General features: G+C 59.6%; 15 protein-coding genes. 9 read left to right on the plus strand and 6 right to left on the minus strand.

Annotated features, from left to right (window positions below):
• The first annotated feature begins 587 nt into the window (after positions 1-587).
• The 3 genes from serC (at position 588) to HMPREF2614_RS03740 (ending at position 3,992) form a co-directional block, all read left to right on the plus strand.
• Complete coding sequence (gene serC, locus HMPREF2614_RS03730; protein WP_049180907.1) at positions 588-1,724, plus strand: phosphoserine transaminase; 1,137 nt, start codon at positions 588-590, stop codon at positions 1,722-1,724.
• A 222-nt stretch (positions 1,725-1,946) separates the two neighbouring features.
• Positions 1,947-3,071, plus strand: coding sequence for a septation protein SepH (gene sepH, locus HMPREF2614_RS03735; RefSeq protein WP_038626410.1), 1,125 nt, complete (start codon positions 1,947-1,949; stop codon positions 3,069-3,071).
• A gap of 15 nt (positions 3,072-3,086) precedes the next feature.
• A complete protein-coding gene (locus HMPREF2614_RS03740; protein ID WP_070560171.1) occupies positions 3,087-3,992 on the plus strand; it encodes a DUF6928 family protein in 906 nt (301 codons plus the stop codon).
• Positions 3,993-3,995: 3 nt separating this feature from the next.
• On the opposite strand, the gene HMPREF2614_RS03745 is transcribed toward HMPREF2614_RS03740, so the two are convergent.
• From HMPREF2614_RS03745 to HMPREF2614_RS03755, 3 genes are all read right to left on the minus strand, one after another.
• On the minus strand, positions 3,996-4,868 hold the full coding sequence (locus tag HMPREF2614_RS03745) for a TrmH family RNA methyltransferase (RefSeq protein ID WP_049180904.1): 873 nt from the start codon (positions 4,866-4,868) through the stop codon (positions 3,996-3,998).
• Positions 4,869-4,877: 9 nt separating this feature from the next.
• The gene (locus HMPREF2614_RS03750) at positions 4,878-6,392 is read right to left on the minus strand and encodes an NCS2 family permease (RefSeq protein WP_070560173.1); all 1,515 of its coding nucleotides are present in this window, start codon (positions 6,390-6,392) and stop codon (positions 4,878-4,880) included.
• Between the two features lie 158 nt (positions 6,393-6,550).
• On the minus strand, positions 6,551-7,243 hold the full coding sequence (locus HMPREF2614_RS03755) for a DUF3027 domain-containing protein (protein WP_239393054.1): 693 nt from the start codon (positions 7,241-7,243) through the stop codon (positions 6,551-6,553).
• 23 nt (positions 7,244-7,266) lie between these two features.
• Here HMPREF2614_RS03755 and HMPREF2614_RS03760 point away from each other — a divergent pair, with 23 nt between their 5' ends.
• Positions 7,267-8,385 carry a glutaminyl-peptide cyclotransferase gene (locus HMPREF2614_RS03760; RefSeq protein WP_070560175.1) on the plus strand — a complete coding sequence of 373 codons (1,119 nt, stop codon included), beginning with the start codon at positions 7,267-7,269 and terminating at the stop codon, positions 8,383-8,385.
• 77 nt (positions 8,386-8,462) lie between these two features.
• A complete protein-coding gene (locus HMPREF2614_RS03765) occupies positions 8,463-9,002 on the plus strand; it encodes a DUF2771 family protein (protein WP_239393053.1) in 540 nt (179 codons plus the stop codon).
• 71 nt (positions 9,003-9,073) lie between these two features.
• Here the strand turns inward: HMPREF2614_RS03765 and HMPREF2614_RS03770 are convergent, their stop codons facing one another.
• The gene (locus HMPREF2614_RS03770) at positions 9,074-9,505 is read right to left on the minus strand and encodes a cold-shock protein (RefSeq protein WP_038626424.1); all 432 of its coding nucleotides are present in this window, start codon (positions 9,503-9,505) and stop codon (positions 9,074-9,076) included.
• A gap of 870 nt (positions 9,506-10,375) precedes the next feature.
• Between HMPREF2614_RS03770 and HMPREF2614_RS03775 the strand changes: the two genes are divergently transcribed.
• Positions 10,376-10,996: a transglycosylase family protein gene (locus HMPREF2614_RS03775; RefSeq protein WP_038626426.1), complete on the plus strand. Its 621-nt coding sequence runs from the start codon at positions 10,376-10,378 to the stop codon at positions 10,994-10,996.
• Between the two features lie 316 nt (positions 10,997-11,312).
• On the opposite strand, the gene HMPREF2614_RS03780 is transcribed toward HMPREF2614_RS03775, so the two are convergent.
• The gene (locus HMPREF2614_RS03780; protein ID WP_016423317.1) at positions 11,313-11,501 is read right to left on the minus strand and encodes a hypothetical protein; all 189 of its coding nucleotides are present in this window, start codon (positions 11,499-11,501) and stop codon (positions 11,313-11,315) included.
• Positions 11,502-11,575: 74 nt separating this feature from the next.
• Between HMPREF2614_RS03780 and HMPREF2614_RS03785 the strand changes: the two genes are divergently transcribed.
• The 3 genes from HMPREF2614_RS03785 (at position 11,576) to HMPREF2614_RS03795 (ending at position 16,611) form a co-directional block, all read left to right on the plus strand.
• On the plus strand, positions 11,576-14,092 hold the full coding sequence (locus HMPREF2614_RS03785) for a helicase-associated domain-containing protein (RefSeq protein WP_070560180.1): 2,517 nt from the start codon (positions 11,576-11,578) through the stop codon (positions 14,090-14,092).
• Positions 14,093-14,240: 148 nt separating this feature from the next.
• Positions 14,241-15,944 (plus strand): DNA repair helicase XPB, encoded by a 1,704-nt coding sequence (locus tag HMPREF2614_RS03790; RefSeq protein WP_070560182.1) that lies wholly within the window; start codon positions 14,241-14,243, stop codon positions 15,942-15,944.
• A 25-nt stretch (positions 15,945-15,969) separates the two neighbouring features.
• Complete coding sequence (locus tag HMPREF2614_RS03795; RefSeq protein ID WP_070560184.1) at positions 15,970-16,611, plus strand: DUF3239 domain-containing protein; 642 nt, start codon at positions 15,970-15,972, stop codon at positions 16,609-16,611.
• A 130-nt stretch (positions 16,612-16,741) separates the two neighbouring features.
• On the opposite strand, the gene HMPREF2614_RS03800 is transcribed toward HMPREF2614_RS03795, so the two are convergent.
• Entirely contained in the window at positions 16,742-17,884 is a 1,143-nt protein-coding gene (locus HMPREF2614_RS03800; RefSeq protein WP_070560186.1) for an alpha/beta hydrolase, read from the minus strand.
• Positions 17,885-18,040 lie beyond the last annotated feature (156 nt).

Consider the following 18,040-nt stretch of genomic DNA (forward strand, 5'->3'; position numbering starts at 1 on the left):
CAATTATGCGCGACATTTGCGTTCCATTGCATCTTGTCCAGTGAAAAAGTTTGCTTAGTTCACATCGACCGTGTCGTAACCATAAAGAACCGACACCTGCAGTGGATTAGAACACACAATATCAAAGAGTGTGAGCAGCGCAACACCCTCTACCCCATTCGGGCAGCCTGGGCTTACCCAATCTTGACCCCTCTTCACCCTGAAATGCAAATGAAAAAACGGGTTTATTACGTTGTCACTGCTCATTTACTAACCAGGAGCCCATTCAACAGCCGATGTCTTTAAAAGTTCAAAAGTCATCGAACCAACGCCCGAAAACACATCGACTAAATCCACAATAATCCACCCCTCCCTGCCCACCAGAGGCCCCACATCGCTAAGTTTTCAACGCCAACAAAACTGGAAAAAATTCTTCGCAAACTTTGCAAATACGTCAATCCACCCTGTTTTGTTATGCAAAGTACGGAAGCGGGGGCAATTGAACCCCACCCTTTTGCGATAAGTACCCCCGATTACCGCTAGAGTTTGAAGACAACGGCTGTATATCAAGCTTCACTTTGAATACACTTTGAAAGGTTGCGCCTCATATGAGCGATCAATTCCCAGTCCTCCCTGAAGAGTTCCAGCCCGGCGACGGCCGCTTTGGCTGCGGTCCGTCGAAGGTTCGCCCGGCGCAGATTCAGGCAATCGTTGACGGCGGTACCTCTATCATGGGTACTTCCCACCGTCAGCCGGCAGTGAAGAACGTTGTTGGTGACGTTCGCGAGGGTCTGGCTGAGCTCTTCCAGCTTCCGGAAGGCTACGAGATTGTCCTGTCCCTCGGCGGCGCAACCGCTTTCTGGGATGCTGCCACCTTTGGGCTCATCGAGAAGAAGTCCGCTCACCTGACTTACGGTGAGTTCTCCTCCAAGTTCGCCAAGGCCTCCAAGATGGCTCCGTGGCTCGACGCTCCGCAGATTATCGAAGCAGAGCCGGGTTCCGCACCTGAGGTTGTCGCTGGTGAAGAGGGCGTTGACCTTATTGGTTGGGCTCACAACGAGACCTCCACCGGCACCATGGTTCCGGTCACCCGCCCGGCAGGCTCCGAGGGCCAGCTCGTGGCTATCGACGCCACCTCCGGCGCCGGCGGCCTCCCGGTCGACATGTCCCAGGCTGACGTCTACTACTTCTCCCCGCAGAAGTGCTTCGCTTCTGACGGCGGTATCTGGTTGGCTGCAATGTCTCCGGCTGCCATCGAGCGTATTGAGAAGATCAATTCTTCCGACCGTTTCATCCCGGCTTTCCTGAACCTGCAAACTGCCGTTGATAACTCCCGCAAGAACCAGACCTACAACACCCCGGCCGTCGGTACTTTGCTGATGCTGGCTGATCAGGTCAAGTGGATGAACGCCAACGGCGGCCTCGACGGCATGGTCGCTCGCACCACCGAGTCCTCCTCCCACCTCTACAACTGGGCTGAGAACCGCGCGGAGGCAACTCCGTTCGTCACCGATGCTGCGAAGCGCTCGCTGGTCGTCGGCACCATCGACTTCGAGGACAACATCGACGCCGCACAGATCGCCAAGGTTCTGCGCGCCAACGGCATCCTCGATATCGAGCCGTACCGCAAGCTGGGCCGCAACCAGCTACGCATCGGTATGTTCCCGGCCATCGACCCGGAGGACATCCGTCGTCTGACTGGCGCTATCGACTGGGTTCTGGACAACGGCTACGCTGCCAAGTAATAGCAGAGCAGCTAGCAGCATGGCAGCTGCCAAGTAGCGGCATGGCCACTGCAAAGTAACGCCAAATTAGTCGCAAAGCAGCCGCCTTTTACCGGCCTCAGCCGCTTAACTCCCGCGCCACGCGCAAGGGCATTGCCCCAATTGTCCGTGACGCGGGAGTTTTGTCGTTTACCATGATTAGTGAGCATTACTTATGACGTCGACCAACAAGGAGGTTCTCGCATGAGGGAGCTGAAGCCAGTTCTGGACGGCGATGTGACCGATTCACTGATTCTCGTTCCCGCTGATATCACCGAGCAGGAACGGCAGGAGGGACTTCGCTTCACGCTGCCTCTCGACGAGAACCTGCGCACTTTCCTGGTCGAGCACTTCGAGCTCGCCGATGCCACCGGTTCCCCTGCTGCAGCTGATTCCGCATCGCTTGCCGACGGATCAAGCACCACCACCGCCACTGCCAGCGGTAGCTCTGGGGAGAGTGCTACCGCAGAGAGCGGTTCCACCGACGAAAGTTCCACTGGTGGCAGCACAGCGGACGCCACCACTGCAAGCGGCGGCTCGGCCGAAGGCAGCGAGGTGGCTGACAACTCCGGTGCGTCAGGCGGGGCACCGAAAAAGACTCCAACGGCGCCGAAGCCAGTTCTGGAAGAGCCTCGTGTCGTTTTGTCGCCGCGCGAGATTCAGGATCGCATTCGCAGCGGCCAGACGGTCGAGGAGCTCATTGAGTACAGCGGCATGCAGCCGCGCAAGATTGAGTCCTTCGCCTACCCGGTGCTTGCGGAGCGCGCACGTATTGCGGAGCTCGGCAAGCAGTCAAAGCCACGTCGCATTGATGGCCCGGCCAAGTTGTCCTTGTGGGAGATTCTCGCCACCGCTTTCGCCGCCCGTGGTCAGGAACTCGCCGATGCCTCGTGGGATGCCTACCGCGACCCGAGCGGACAGTGGATTGTGACGGTTACTTGGAATGTCGGCCACACCACCAACGTGGCCGAGTGGAGTTACCAGGCGGAGGGACTTTCCGCGCTCACCATTGCTCGCAATGAGCTGGCAGCAGAGCTGATTGACCCCGACTTTGCCCGCCGCAACCGAGACTTGGCTCCGCAGGCCAATCGAGCTGCTGATACCGCGGATACCTCTGAGATGCCAGCCGCATGGCAGTCTTCGGCGGAGCCGCAGCGAGGCCACGGGGAGCAGGACGTTCCGTCGCAAAGCGACGCCGACGACGATGTTGACGAGGCGGAGTTCTTGCAGCACCCGGACGCGGAGCAGCCGAAGCGCAAGAAGAAGACTGTCATGCCGTCGTGGGAGGATGTGCTTCTCGGCGTACGTCCGAACGGCCCGAAGAAGTAGGAGTTTTCCTCGACAATGAGCTCCATGACCAGTGGCAACGCTTCTGATTTCGAATTCTCCGCGATTCGCCGCGGTGTAGTCACGATTTGGTTTATCAGCACCAATGACCCTGCTGCAACCCTGGAGACAGGTGTTCAGCATGACCGCGGTTTCGGGCGTCGTTTCCTAGCTCTCTATGATTCGACGCTGCCGGTAACACCGATTGGTGATTTCCCGCTCAACCGCTCGGCGGAAACCGGTGACGGCGAATACTACATCGGCGGCTTTGAAGGCGTTGCCGTACTGCAGACGGTTCTCGACGATGTCTCGCAGCTGTCCAAGCTGTCGCCTCGTCTGCGCCAGGAGATTGCCGCCACGGACGTCTACGCGAGTGTGTCGAATAAATCCACGGGCTTCGGTGCCTTTGCGCATTGGCACGATGGTGAGCTCAAGCGCGCTTTCTCCGCTACTCGCTACCGCACACTGGAAGACATCGGTCTTCCCTGCCCCGCAGAGGGCAGCTTCTGGGCGGGCAAGCACCGCCCAATACCCGACGCTTCCGAAGGTACGGCTTCACGTCCACGCGAAGGGGTCGGTTTGCCGTTCATTCCGACAGAGCTTGCCGACGCCGTCATCACCGACTGGCTTGGATTCGACCCGCATTCGCCCGCTACAGATATCCCTGTTAGTGGTTTTGCGGTCGATGGCCGTCGTGCGGCTCCCGGAACTTCGTATTCGACATCTCGTAGTCCGCGCGGGCTAATGAGTGAGCCGGGTTCCTCCGAGTCTGGCGCAGAGCTTGACCGCGCCTACGACGACTACGAAGTTCACAACGCAGAGCCGAACCGAGACTTTCTGGAGGAGCTCAGTCGCTTTGGTGCTAAGGCCAAGAACTTCGCTGGCCGCACCTGGCAGCGGGCGCGAGGCAAGTTCGGGAAATAGTTTCTACTGCCCTGCGCGCTGCGACTGAACGCGTAGTCGCTCGTAGAACGCAATCGCTGCGGAGGTAGCCACATTCAGGCTGTCAGTTCCCGGTGACATGGGAATGCGGGCACGCACATCGGTGGCTGCCATCGCGTGCTCGGTAAGTCCCTGCCCCTCAGCACCAACGAGAATCGCGACCTTGTCCGTGTCCATGGCATCCCACAGGTCCACCGTGCCCGCAGGGGTCATCGACACCACGCGGAAGCCCTGCTCTTTGAGCTGGTCCAGGCTTCGCTGCCAGGTGGTCGTAGTACCGGGCAGAGTCGCAAATGGGACTGTCAGCACATGCCCCATGGAAACACGCACGCTGCGGCGATACAGCGGATCGGCGCAGGCCGCGCCGAAGACAACCCCATCCACGCCCATGCCCGCCGCGTTACGGAACAGAGCCCCGATGTTCTCGTGGTCCCCAACACCCTCCATCACAGCCAAGGTGGTTGCTCCACTCAGAACTTGGTCCACCGAAAGCTCCGGCGCGCGGTCAGCGGTGGCCAGCAGGCCACGGTGAAGATCAAATCCGGCCGCTGCGGCCAGAACCTCGCGGTCGAGTTCAAACCAGGGCACAGCTTCCGCAATATCGGCCTCGCTCGCGGTCAGTCCGTCGGCAAGCAATGCGAGCTTCTGGCGAGTACCAAAGACTGCGCGGAGCGGAAAGCGTGAGCGCACTAACCGCGGCACAATGAGCGTGCCTTCGGCGATGACCAGGCCCTTCCCACCGGGCAAATCGGGGCGGGAATCGGACTTGTTGAGGTTGCGGATGTCATCGAGACGGCTGTCGGCGGGATCGTCGACGACGATGGGCGCAAAGCGTTCGAGGGATGTGGTGGTACTCATGGAAACTCTTTAGCCGCCCAGCAGAGCGGTGAACGGATCGGCAGCGAAGTAGATGACGAACAGGCCGGAGACAATCCACATCAGCGGGTGCACGGACTTGGCACGACCCGAGAAGATAGCCATCGCAGCAAAGGTGATGAAACCGATGCCGATACCATTTGCAATCGAGTAGGTAAATGGCATGGTGACAATAGTCAAAAATGCCGGCAGTGCGATGTCAAAACGGGTGAAATCAATCTCGGTGATCTGCCCAATCATCATGGCACCGACGATGACCAGCACAGGCGCGGCAGCCTCGATGGGCACGATTTCATAAAGCGGGGTGAAGAACATCGCCGCTAGAAAGAGGATGCCGGTGACAATGTTGGCAAGGCCAGTGCGTGCACCATCGGCGATGCCCGCTGCGGAGTCCACAAAGACAGTGTTCGACGAGGAGCTGACTGCACCGCCGACGATGGCACCGGTGCCTTCGACAACCAGTGCGCGCTTCATGTCCGGCAGCACACCGTCTTCATCGACAAGTGCGGCCTGCTTGCCCAGACCAGTCATCGTGCCCATGGCATCGAAGAAGTTAGCCAGGACCAAAGTGAACAGCAGCATGGTGGCGCTGAGGGCACCGACGCGGGCAAAGGAGCCGAAAAAATCCACAGCGCCAACGAGGGACAAGTCCGGCATACCACCTACACGGTCCGGCAGAGTCGGCACCGCGAGATTCCAACCGGTCGGCACTGGCTTGCCATCAGCGAAGGAGGGGCCCGCATCCGTCAAGGCCTCGACTGCGAGCGCAATGATGGTATTCAGCACGATGCCGATAAACAGGCCGCCTGGAATATTGCGGACAACCATGATGCCGCAGATAATCAGCCCGAGGACGAACACGGCGGTCGGCCACGAGGCAATCTGGCCATTGATGCCGAGCTGCACCGGAACAGTCGTGCCCGCGGCATCGGGAATACGGCGAACCAGGCCACCGTCGACCAGACCAATCATGGCGATGAATAGGCCGATGCCCACACTCATCGCGGCCTTCATATCGGACGGAATCGCGTGGAAGACAGCTGTTCGGAATCCGGTCAGCGCCAGCAGCACGATAATCACGCCGTCCAGCACGACCAGGCCCATCGCTTCTTCCCAGGCCAGCCCCTCGTTAGCAACGAATGTCACGGCAACCAGGGTGTTGATGCCCAGGCCCGTCGCAATGCCGAAGGGGTACTTGGCAAAGAGACCAAAAGTAATGGTCATGACGCCCGCGGCGAGCGCGGTGACAGCGGCGACCTGCGGTATCCCCAGGCTATTGCCGTTGACATCCTCGATATTGCCGAGGATCAGCGGGTTGAGCAGAATGATGTAGGCCATCGCGAAGAAGGTCACTACGCCACCGCGAATCTCGGTTACGGTCGTCGAACCGCGCTCCGTGATGTGAAAATAGCGGTCCACTGCTGAAAGATGGCTCCCCGACCGTGCAGGCTTGGAGTCCTTCGCCTCATCTGAGGATATTGCAGAGGTGGACGTACCTTTGTCCATTTTTTATGCCTCTCTAGAGTCTCTTTACTATCCGTGTCACGTGTTGATCCGTGTCAAAGCGGAATTTTTGTGCCGAAAGCCGTAACGGTGCAGTCTCTGGGGCCACGGTGGCGTCGAAGCTGCACCGTCTTCGTCATCGCGTTTGCCTAGGCGGGAAGCTACAGGTGCGAATCCTGGTAGGGTTCCGCCACCGGTGCGCCCTGCCCCGTTACTTCCGGGATAGCTGAGTGAGCACCGCAGCCGTGGTCAAAGCTTACGGCCGTGGCATCGAATGTCCATTCGTTGACACACACTCCCCAGTTCTTACCGAGCGGCCCGGTCAGCGGGACCATAAAGGCGCAGGTTCGGCAACGGTGCAATGCTTCCCGAGCAAAGTCACTCTCGGGGCCGGTATCGCCCTCTACCCAGCGCTGATCGGTATCTTCCACACCATGCGCCGACAACGTGCGGGTCTGCAAGTCATCGCCGTCGAGTCGCTCATCTCCCACTGCAGCCGGCAACAGATCGCGCGGACCGAGGTCACCGGGGCGCAACCGCTCCTCGTAAGGAACCCATTCGGGCGCCTGCAGCGCGGTTTCGCCAGGGACAAGAGCCACTTCACTGACCGTCGCCTGTTGAGTGCCTGGCGCGCACGCGACCACCACATGCCACTCCCAGCCCCTATATCCGGGCAGGTCAGCCGCAAAACGATGCACCGCAACGCCCTCGCCTACGACACTTACACCGGTGTGCGCGCCGGCAGGCCCCTCCCCGAGCTCTTCAATCGCGGTACGGGCGGTGTCGACCGCCTGGTGATTCATCACCTTCCCCCGTCGGCGGCTGTTTCGGGAACGTCGTCGATTTTCAGTCACGTTTCCTATCCTAGAGTGAAGCTATGGACAGATTCCCGTCGGGCGATGCAAAACCCGCCCGCTCTTTTCACGCATCACGCTTTACGACGGCCCGAGCTGCCATCCTCTCAGTAGCAACCGCCGCCCTGTTGGCCGGTTGTGCGGCTGAAACTGGTTCAGGTGGCAATCCCTCAGGCGAGGCCCCTTCTAGTGGAGCTAGTGCGGACTCGAACTCCGGCACCGCCCCGAGATCGACTTCGGCATCGGTTAATCCCTCCGAGCTGGTCGGTGCCGATAAGGTGCCGGGGCTCGGTGACGTTCCGACACTGAAACTGACCATCGAGCAGTCCCATCCTGTCTTGGCTCCGCCACTTCCCACGGAGAAGAATGTCGCTGCGCCTTTTGTCCAGGGACTTGAGTTCGAACCCGATGGTTCTTTGTTGATGGGCACCGGCCTCTACGGTGAGTCCCAGATTTACCGATTGCCGCAGTGGCTCGACAACTCTGCGGCCGAGCCGACCAACGTGGAAGATTTGCAGCCTGACCTCTTCGGCGAGGGCATCACCCGCCATGGAGATACTGTGTGGCAGCTGACGTGGAAGGAAGGACGCGCCATAGAACGTGACGCGGCTACTCTCAAGCAGCGTCGCGAGGTTCCCTTCGACACCGAGGGCTGGGGCGCGTGCTCCTTCGATGACACCATCGTGACCTCCGATGGCAGTGGCACCCTCACTTTCCGCTCCCCTGATGACCTCTCGCCCCTGCGTCAACTGCCCGTCACTGCGGCAGGCACGGAGACAACGTGGCTCAACGAACTCGAGTGCGTCGCTGTCGACACCGACGTAGATCCGGAGGGCTCGAGCGATTCACACGGAACGAACACCCCGCAATCGCACCGCGAGATTTGGGCCAACGTCTGGCAGAGTCCATTCATCTACCGCATCAACCCAGAAGACGGAAAGGTCACAGGCATCGTCGATGCCACCGAACTCTTCCGCGACCTGTACGCGCAGCTCTCTCCGGCAGAGCAACAGAGTGTTGATGTGCTCAACGGCATTGCGCTGATGCCGGATTCTTCGTCTACCTCGCCCAATGGAACCCGTCAGTTCCTGCTTACAGGGAAGAAATGGCCCACAGCCTACCGTGTTACCGTGAGTGAATAGCAGTATCTGGCCCGAGAACGGCTAGTGTGACTGAACGTAGCTTCAATTCCGTTACGAATGTCGGGAAGTGAGAGTTGATGGGATCGAGTAGGCGCCGCTGGCAACAGAATAGTAAGGCGTTCGTGGTTGTCGGCGCTATTGTCGTGGTGGGTCTTGTCGTCACCGGCATCGTCCTTGCTGTCAATAAGTGGACCAACCAGGCAATCGACGACCCACACGCGCTGTCCATCGAGGTCAACCAGGACGGCGAAACCACAGAGGTTCTTCCCTACCGCGTCTGCGACCTCTTTGAGAAGAATGCCTGCACCACGACTGAGGCCAACGCCGCCAAGATCTCCCTGGGCGAGCAGGAGACGGCTGAGGTTAACGTCGGCTCCACTGTTGGCTCTAACTCCTGGACTCTGCAGCGCTTCTTCTCCGACGATGCGGTCAACTCCACCTCTCGCAAGGATCCGGGCGAAGCCACGACCGAGACCATCGCTGGCTCCGCAGCTGTTGCCGGCAAACGCACCCCACTCGGGGTCGTGGAGGTTTCCACCGCGCTCATCGGAAAGAACTCCGAGGGCGAAGAGACCACCTACGGTATTACTTGGTCGATCGTCAACGAACCGTCGTAAAGCACAGCAAAACGCCCGCTCACTGAGGTTTTCCACTTTCATGAGCGGGCGTTTTCACGTCTTCTAACGACTTACGAGTCCAGCTCGCGCGCGACCGCACGCAGGACTTCAGCCATCTGGTGGCCGTCCTTACGCTCCGGGTAACGCCCGGCGCGCAGGTCACGCTGCACCGTCGACTCCAGCATGGAAATCATGTCCGAAATCATGCCGTTGAGATCGCTGGGGCTGTACTTCTTCGCTTGACGACGGGCACCTGCGCCCCCACCTGCCCCGCCACGGCGGTGACGGGCACTGCGCGGTCCCTCGTCGAGCACCTTGATCCGGAGGGCCTGTGGGCCTGGGCGGCCGTCAGCGTAGTCGTACTCCAGGCGCTGACCAGTTACAAGCTCTTCCACGCCTTTCGGCAGCACGTTCTTGCCGATGTAGACATCTTCACCGTCCGGATTCGACACGAAGCCAAAACCGCGATCCTTGTCGTACCACCTGACCTTACCGATGGGCACTTTCCACCTAACCTTCCCGTGCCCTACGACTGGGGGCACTCAACCTCGTTCCCCTTGGGCAGCGGTGACTGCCCTTCGGGGTCTTCGGATCGGAGATGCAATTCTTCCGCACTCGCCACCGTCCTCGCACGCACAAACGGCCAGAGTTAGAGGCTCGATTGAGGCGAGCTTGGCCAGACAGGACCGCGAGGATATGCCGGGCCGGGCGCTGTCTTAATGGTGTTCCTTTAATTAAGGTGCGACCAAAACGGGACGCACTCCAACCGGGAACACATTATTTATTACTGCTTACTAGTGCGAAGTGGCGGCAGCGGTAGCGGCGTGCATGTGCACGTCACCTCCGATTACCTAAAGAACTCAATTATACCCATAGATGGGGACATAAAGGGAAGATGGATTTGTGGGAAGCGAGCACCCTCGCGGATTGACGCACAGAGACTGCAACGAACTGCCAGCGTTGGTTCTTCTTGGCTATCTCTTATGGCCTCTTTTTCAAGTGCCGGAGGCGCGCCAAAACAGGAAAAATAACAAGACGATAACGTGAGCTTTATCACATTATGATGTTTTAACTTACACATCACCACTAACAGTCACATCTCCTACCTGCAGTTTCACCTACTTTTATCCATATTTCCAACCTGCGCTCAAAATTAAGAATCCGGCGGTTCGCGTGACTATTTCGTTACCAACCGCTACGGTGTGCAATCGACACGTTTAACGGACGAAGTCGCATAGATCGCCTTCATCTCACTCCAGTGCGATGACATCGGCCCGCTACCAACAACGTGAAGAACTTTCCATAAGAGTGAGATGGGGTTGCATTAGCCCCACTGGCGCCACAAAGAAAATCGACGAAAAGGAAATTTTCATATGGCTCGCCACGCAGCTAAGACCAACACCTTCGCTTCCACTTCGGCAAAGGTTGCACTGACCGGCGCAATCCTCGGCGCCGGTGCCGCTATCTTCGCACCGACCGCTTCTGCAGCTCCAGACTCCGACTGGGACCGCCTGGCACAGTGTGAGTCCGGTGGCAACTGGCACATCAACACCGGAAACGGCTACTACGGTGGCCTGCAGTTCTCCGCAAGCACCTGGAACGCTTTCGGTGGTAACGAGTTCGCTTCGACCGCTGATCAGGCTTCCCGCGAGCAGCAGATTTACGTTGCTGAGAAGGTTCTGGCTCAGCAGGGTTGGGGCGCATGGCCGGCTTGCTCCGCAAGCCTGGGTCTCTCTTCCGGCCCGACCGATCGTCCGCACCCGAGCCAGGGCGTCGCTCCTGTTCGCGCACAGGCCGCTCCGGCAGCTGCTGCTTCCGACTCCAAGACCGACCTGATCCAGCAGTTCGCTGACCGCCTCTCCAACGTCGACAGCCTGTCCGACGCCCAGGCACTCATCGCTGAGTTCCGTGCACTGACCGGTCAGATTGAGCTTCCGCAGGAACTGGTCGCAGCCATTCCGTTCGACCTGTCGAAGCTGCAGGGTCTGATTTAAGGCTTTCGAGCTAGCCAGCTCATCACAGTAGCCCCGAGGGTGATTCACCTTCGGGGCTACTATTTGTCTTCAACAGGTTGGCGGTACCGGCCCAATGTAAGTTACTGCCTGCGTGAGTTACTGCCTGCGTTTATGGCTGGCGACCGCGTGCCAACGCGAGTTAGTGACTGCGTTTATGACAAAAAATGGCCCGAAAAATGGCTTGAAAGTGTCATAAACTCGCACAGTTTCATATTTGAAGCCCGCAGCCACGACTGAACTAGCAGTCACGGCTGCGGGCCTCCTGCAGATCTAGCTCTGCTAAAAATATAAAAGATTACTTGTTAATCACCGTGGTCGGGTGCACGTAACCCAAAGTCTCCGGATCAACCGGAAACTCAATGTCGCCGAAAGGCGAATCTGCACCAGCGTGGTGAGCAATCAATTCAGTAACAGCGTGCTGACCAGGCTCGAGGTCCTTCGGCCAGCCGGGATCGACATAGGATTTCTTTGCAACGTTAGCCATGCTGAGATTATCCCAAAAATTTTCTCCCCAGTCACCTTCTCCCCTCCTTAAACCTCACTAAAGTGGGGATTGTCATGACTAGCACCACCCCCTTTGCACTCTTTTCCGACTGGCTGGCAGGTCAACCAGACCAATTTGTGGGCACTATCCTCAGCAATCGCCCCGATGCGCTGTCGCCGCCGCCGAAGTCTTCCCAGGTGCTAGCGGCAAGGCTCCAGCTCCGCGCTTCTGTCTCCCGCGCGCTGACCAAACTGCCCGCACTGGAGCTCGCCTGCATTGAGGCTGCCGCTGACCTCGGTGCCGACGCCGAACCCGTCACTGCGGACGCCCTCATCGACTACATTCTCGACTTACTCTCTCGAGCAGAGGTTCCCGCCAATCAACGGCCCACGGCCGCACATATTCGGACAGGCCTCGATACCCTGCGCGCATACGGACTCATCTGGGGAAACGGCGCCGGCCCACGCGGCACTTTCACCGGCAAGTCCACCCGCAAGAAGCCTCTGCCCTGGCAGGACTACTTCTGTCTCAGCGATGAGGTCGCCACCTCGTTGCCACCCGGCTGGTATCTTCTGCCCAATCCCGATGGCCCCAGCCGCAGCCAGCTACGCACGGCACTCACCAAGGTCACAGACAGGCAGCAGCGTCTCCTGGACACCCTCGCCAACTCCGGAGGTCTCGGCGTCACAAAGGACGCTCATCCGGATGCCGACCCCTCGCTGCCGGTCCCAGCGCTCATCAACGCCGGCCTGCTCGAACGCATCGACGAGGGCACCGTCCGTCTACCCGCCACCGTTCGCGCGCTTATGCGTGGAGTCGGGCTTGCCGACGACGATGTCCCCCTGCGCCCCGAAACCCCCGCTACCCATGTAATTGCCAGCGGTAACGACCGTGCTGCCGCCACCGCCTGGGAAACTTTGCGACAGGCGACTGACCTCCTGGACCTACTGGGAACCAACCCCGCACCGACCTTGAAAAACGGTGTCATCGGAGTGCGGGAAACCCGCAATCTCATCGAGGAGCTCGGTGTCGACATCTCGGAGCTGGCTCGCGGCGTGGCTAACCTCGGTGCAGCGGGCCTGGTTCATGTCGGCACTCCGCATCCGCTGCCACTGCACGACACCGGTGGTGACTATTTCGCACCCACGCTGGCAGCCGACGGCTTCCTCGACGCCGATCTGGTTGACCGGTGGGTGAGCTTGACAGTCGGCACTCGCACTAGCGACGCAGCGCCCTGGCGGGTCGACCAGCTCAATGAGGAAGGCAAGCGCATTGCTCTGCTCTCACCTCAAACTCGGCTCTCCGGGGTACCGTCAATCCGGGAAATGGTGCTGGCCTGCTGTGCGCAGGTGGCGTCGTCGGCAAGCGGCAACGACGTCGTTGCTCTGACTGACCTGCGTGAATGCGCCGCCTACTACTACCCCATCACCAACGCGAGGTGCACGGACGAGACTCTCAGTGGCGTGGTCGACGAGCTGGTCGCCCTCGGCATCGTCGTGCGGGACCCGGGCGTGGAAACGATTTCCGTCGGCCTTAGCGAGGTCGGCAAAGCCATAGTCGCGCTCATCGAATCCGGCACTGCCGAGGCCTTCGACGATCTGCGTGCTGCCTGTAACAACCTCTTGCCGCCGAACGCCTCGTACCTGATGGTCCAGGCGGACAACACCATCGTCGTACCGGGCCCCGCATCCCCGGAGATGGAACGCATGCTCAGTTCGATTGCGCAGTTGGAATCTCCCGGCCTCGCCAGCGTCTACCGCGTGACCGAAGACAGCCTCCGCGATGCCCTCGACACCGGCATCAACGCCGCCGATATCTCGGAGTTTCTCTCGCGCTACGCCGTCGGCGAAGTGCCGCAGTCCATTACCTATTTGCTTGACGACGTCGCCCGCCGCCACGGTCGTCTCCGCGGTGGCCCCGCAGCTTCGTTTATCCGCTGTGACGATCCGGCTCTGCTGGCCTCATTCCAGAGTCACCAGGCTGGACAAAGCCTGGCGTTGCGGAAGATTGCCGAAACGGTGCTAATTAGCCAGGCCCCGCTTGCCCAGGTGATTGAGACCGCTAGAAATGCGGGCTTTTCCATCATCGCCGAAGATGCAGAGGGTTTGGTGCTGGATCTCGGTCGCGCTCCCTGCCGCATTGAGGCGCCAGCTCCGGTGCCTACTGCGCGTACAACGATGCCCGAACCGGAACGCATCAGCCAGGCGTTGACGGCCATTGCCGATGGCAACCGTGCTGCTGAGCACGCCGGTAGTTCCAGTGGCGCTACAGCCAGTGGCAGCACTGCTGGGGTCTCTGGCTCGGTTGCGGATTCGGCGACAGGTACGGGGACGGCTGCCGGTGCTAGCGCTAGCACCGGTGGCACGAGCGGCTACGCCTCCGGCACCGAAGCATTCAAGCTACTGCAGCGCGCGGCTCGCCACGGCGACGACCTGTATTTAAGCTACGTCGACCGCAACGGCAAACCCGCCCGCAAGCGCGTGCGCCCAGTCACTGTCTCCGGTGGGCAGGTCGATGCTATCGACCCGGCCACCAGCCAAGTGCTGCGCTTTCTGCTGCATCGCATTACCGAAGTACATCCTGTCGACTAGGCGACGGGCGCGGGGACCGTCGTAAAGCGATGCAAAAGCGAATGTGACGGTTCGGGATGATTCGAGCCCGTGGCGCATCTTCTGCGTAATCGTGGCAGAATTGACCTTTAGCTTATTTTTGGTCGAATGTCTGCGAGGCGAGGAAATAATGGGTTTCGGTACGGGTCCGCTGATCGTCCAATCGGATAAGACGGTGCTGCTGGAGGTCGATAATCCGGAGGCGGATGCGGCACGCGCGGCGCTGGCACCATTCGCGGAGCTCGAACGTGCTCCTGAACACGTGCACACCTACCGCATCACCCCGCTGGCGCTGTGGAATGCCCGCGCTGCCGGTCACGACGCGGAGCAGGTGGTCGATGTCCTCGAGCGCTATTCCAAGTTCCCCGTCCCCCAGCCACTGCTTATCGACGTCGCGGAGACCATGGACCGCTACGGTCGCCTGAGCCTGACCAAGCATCCAGCTCACGGCCTTATTCTGCTCTCACACGACCCCGCGGTACTGGCCGAGGTGACCAAGCACAAAAAGATTCGTCCGATGCTCGGCGAGCAAATCGATGCCGACACCTGGACCGTGCACCCCTCCGAGCGAGGCCGAATCAAACAGGAGCTGCTGAAGGTCGGCTGGCCTGCCAATGACACCGCCGGATACATCGACGGAGAGGCACACGCCATCGCCTGGCAGGATCAGGGCACCGGAGGCCACGACACCTGGGAACTGCGCGACTACCAACGCATGGCGGCCGATTCCTTCCGCGAGGGTGGCTCCGGCGTCGTGGTGCTGCCCTGCGGCGCAGGAAAAACAATCGTCGGAGCGGCGGCCATGGTAGACGCGCAGCGCACTACTTTGATCCTGGTCACCAACACCGTCGCCGGCAGGCAGTGGCGCGACGAGCTGCTGCGACGCACCTCGCTGACCGAGGACGAAATCGGCGAATACTCCGGCGAAAAGAAGGAAATTCGCCCCGTCACCATTGCGACCTACCAAGTAGTCACACGCAAGACCAAGGGAGAATACCGCGCACTCGAGCTATTCGATTCCCGCGACTGGGGTCTCATCATCTACGACGAGGTCCACCTCCTGCCCGCTCCTGTGTTCCGAATGAGTGCGGATCTGCAGTCGCGCCGTCGACTGGGGCTCACCGCCACCCTGGTGCGCGAAGATGGCCGCGAGGGCGATGTCTTCAGCCTGATTGGCCCGAAGCGCTACGACGCCCCATGGAAGGACATCGAAACCCAGGGCTGGATCGCACCGGCTGACTGCGTTGAGGTCCGCGTGACCCCGACCGAGTCCGAGCGCATGCTCTACGCCACGGCTGAGGCCTCCGACAGGTATCGCCTGGCCGCAACGACGCCGACGAAGATTCCCGTCGTTAAGCAAATCCTTGCCCGACACGAGGGCGAACCCGCTCTGGTGATTGGTGCCTACTTGGATCAGCTCGAAGAGATTGGCGAGGAACTGGACGTCGATGTCATCGAAGGAAAGACGTCCAACGCCAAACGCGAGGAGCTCTTTGGGAAGTTCCGGCGCGGCGAGATCAACACGCTGGTGGTGTCCAAGGTTGCGAACTTCTCCATCGACCTTCCCGAAGCCTCTGTCGCCGTGCAAGTCTCCGGCACCTTCGGTTCCCGACAGGAGGAGGCACAGCGTCTGGGGCGTCTCCTGCGCCCGAAGTCCGATGGTGGTGGCGCCGTCTTTTACTCGGTGGTAACTCGCGATACGCTCGATACTGAATATGCAGCTCATCGCCAGCGTTTCCTGGCGGAACAGGGCTACGCCTACCGAATCGTCGACGCAGATGAGTACCTCGGCCCAACCCTGCCCGGCGATTCCACCGCTAGCTCGGAATCCTAGAAAAATGGATAACTAAAGGACTGCCATGAACTTTCACTTCCCCGTCAACCGCGAGCACACCAACGCCAACAACGAGTACTACCGCGATGCCCGCCGACTGCTCATCTCCTCCGGCATTTTCTCTGCTCTGCTGCTCGTCGGCGCTGTGCTGGTTCTAGTAGTTTTCGACCGCACGCCGTTTGTTATCGGCAGCGCGGTTGTGCTTTTCGCCCTCGCGGTTCTCTACCTCGGCGTTACCTTCCAGGTGCGACGCGCAATCAAGGATCCGCAAGAGCTTTACGACGAATCCCCGCTGGTTCCGGCCATGATTGCGCGTGTGGATGAGCGAACCATGGTGCTGATGACCTTGGTGGACATGCGTAAAAACCCCTCCGATGGAGAGCCCGTCCCGGCCCTGGCTACACGTACTGTCACCACGATTTCCGGGGTTCCCCGCCGCGTGGGCGCGAAGGTGCCAGCTGTTGCTGTGGCCGGCACGCATAAGAGCCGCACCGAGTTCTACGATGAAATCACCCCAGTGCCCCTCGCGTGGTCCACTCCTGACAAGTCAGTCATTGCCCAAGCCCAGCGCAATATTCCGGTCAACGATTGGAATGTCCTCGAACACAACATCGACCGGGTGGAAGAGGTCCACGCAACGAAGCGCAACCTCCTGCCGCTGAACTAGTCGGGGCCTGTTCGCCCCCGGCCTTCTGGCACTGAGCTGTTCTAGCTCCGACCCCGGTTTCCCTCACCAGCGCCCCTCCGCAGCGCTCACATGCACAGCGAGAGCGCCATTGGGAACTGAAACGGGTTGACTAGCTCTTGCCCCAGGACTCTTCGTTCTGCCGGTCAATCGCTTCCTTATCGTATTCACCTGCCGGGTCCTCTGGCAGCTCACGTTCCGTGTGAGTGGCCTCTAAAATGAACCGCGCCGCGTCCGTAATCTGCTCTCGCTGAACCTTTGGAACCGCAATCTGGTGAGTTGCCAAGAATTCCGCCTGAGAGGCCTCTCCGCCCGACTCCTCGACCTTCTTCAGGTACTCGGTAGCTGGACGAACGACAGTATCGCGGGAGGCCGCCTGAACGTGGACACGCATGCTTCGCAACGGCTCATGCAATCCCGGTGACACTTCCTTTGCCGAATCGTCAGAGGTGCCGAAGAATGCCTGCAACCACACCGCAGGCGCACCACGCAAGTCTAGGGCCGGAGCAACGAGCAACAAAGCAACCGGCGTGTCCTGACTAATCTGGTTTACCGCGGAAACAACGTTGTGCCCGCCTGAAGAGACACCATAGAGAACTATCGGGTTCTGATCGCTGATGGGCATTGCACCCAATTTCTGAAGCTGCAACGAATCATCTGCGACAGATGTGACTACCCGCGCGATGTCATTGACGGCCTCAGACACCTTGTGCTCTGGGGCGAGCCGGTAGTCCACATCCACAACAATTGCGCCGGATCGGGCTGCCAGGGCCGCCATATTTGGGCCGAAGGAATTCTCACGCAGACTGCCGTCACCCATCCAGAAAGCGCCACCGTGTGCGGCAACTACCACAGATCCGGTTGGATCCTGCGGAACAAAAACTCGAACCGGAACGCTAGGACTATCCCCCACCGTCGTATCCGTTACTTCAACCTTGCCATCGGCATACGCAAGGTATGGCGAAGAATGGTTGACGGCCGCCCCCAAGACCATCATCGAACCGTGAATAATAGCGTCGGGCATACGAGCACCGCGGTCATTGACTGACGCACGAGCCTTCCTGATGTCTTCTTCAGAGGCACCCAACGGGACAACCTCGCTCAAGTAGGAATAGGCCGAGACGTGTTCTTCGAGCCATTCAATAAGCTGTTGCAGCTTACCCTCTTCGGTCGTTACGGGAGTGAAGTTGTCTTGAGCCTCGCCCTCAGAAGAAGCCAGGTTAACCACATCGGAGTTAGGTGTCTGATTAGTCATAGAGACAGTCTGCCACAGAGAACCCACGAGAATTCATCGAAATAGGAAACCGGGAATTTAATCGATCGTTTGCTAACTGAAAATCAACAGAATATTGGATGGGAAAAAGAATAGTATTTTGCGCTGTTTATTTTGTTTAATGTTGTTTACTTGTGG

The organism is Corynebacterium sp. HMSC074C11 (genome assembly GCF_001809455.1).
GTDB lineage: Bacteria > Actinomycetota > Actinomycetes > Mycobacteriales > Mycobacteriaceae > Corynebacterium > Corynebacterium amycolatum.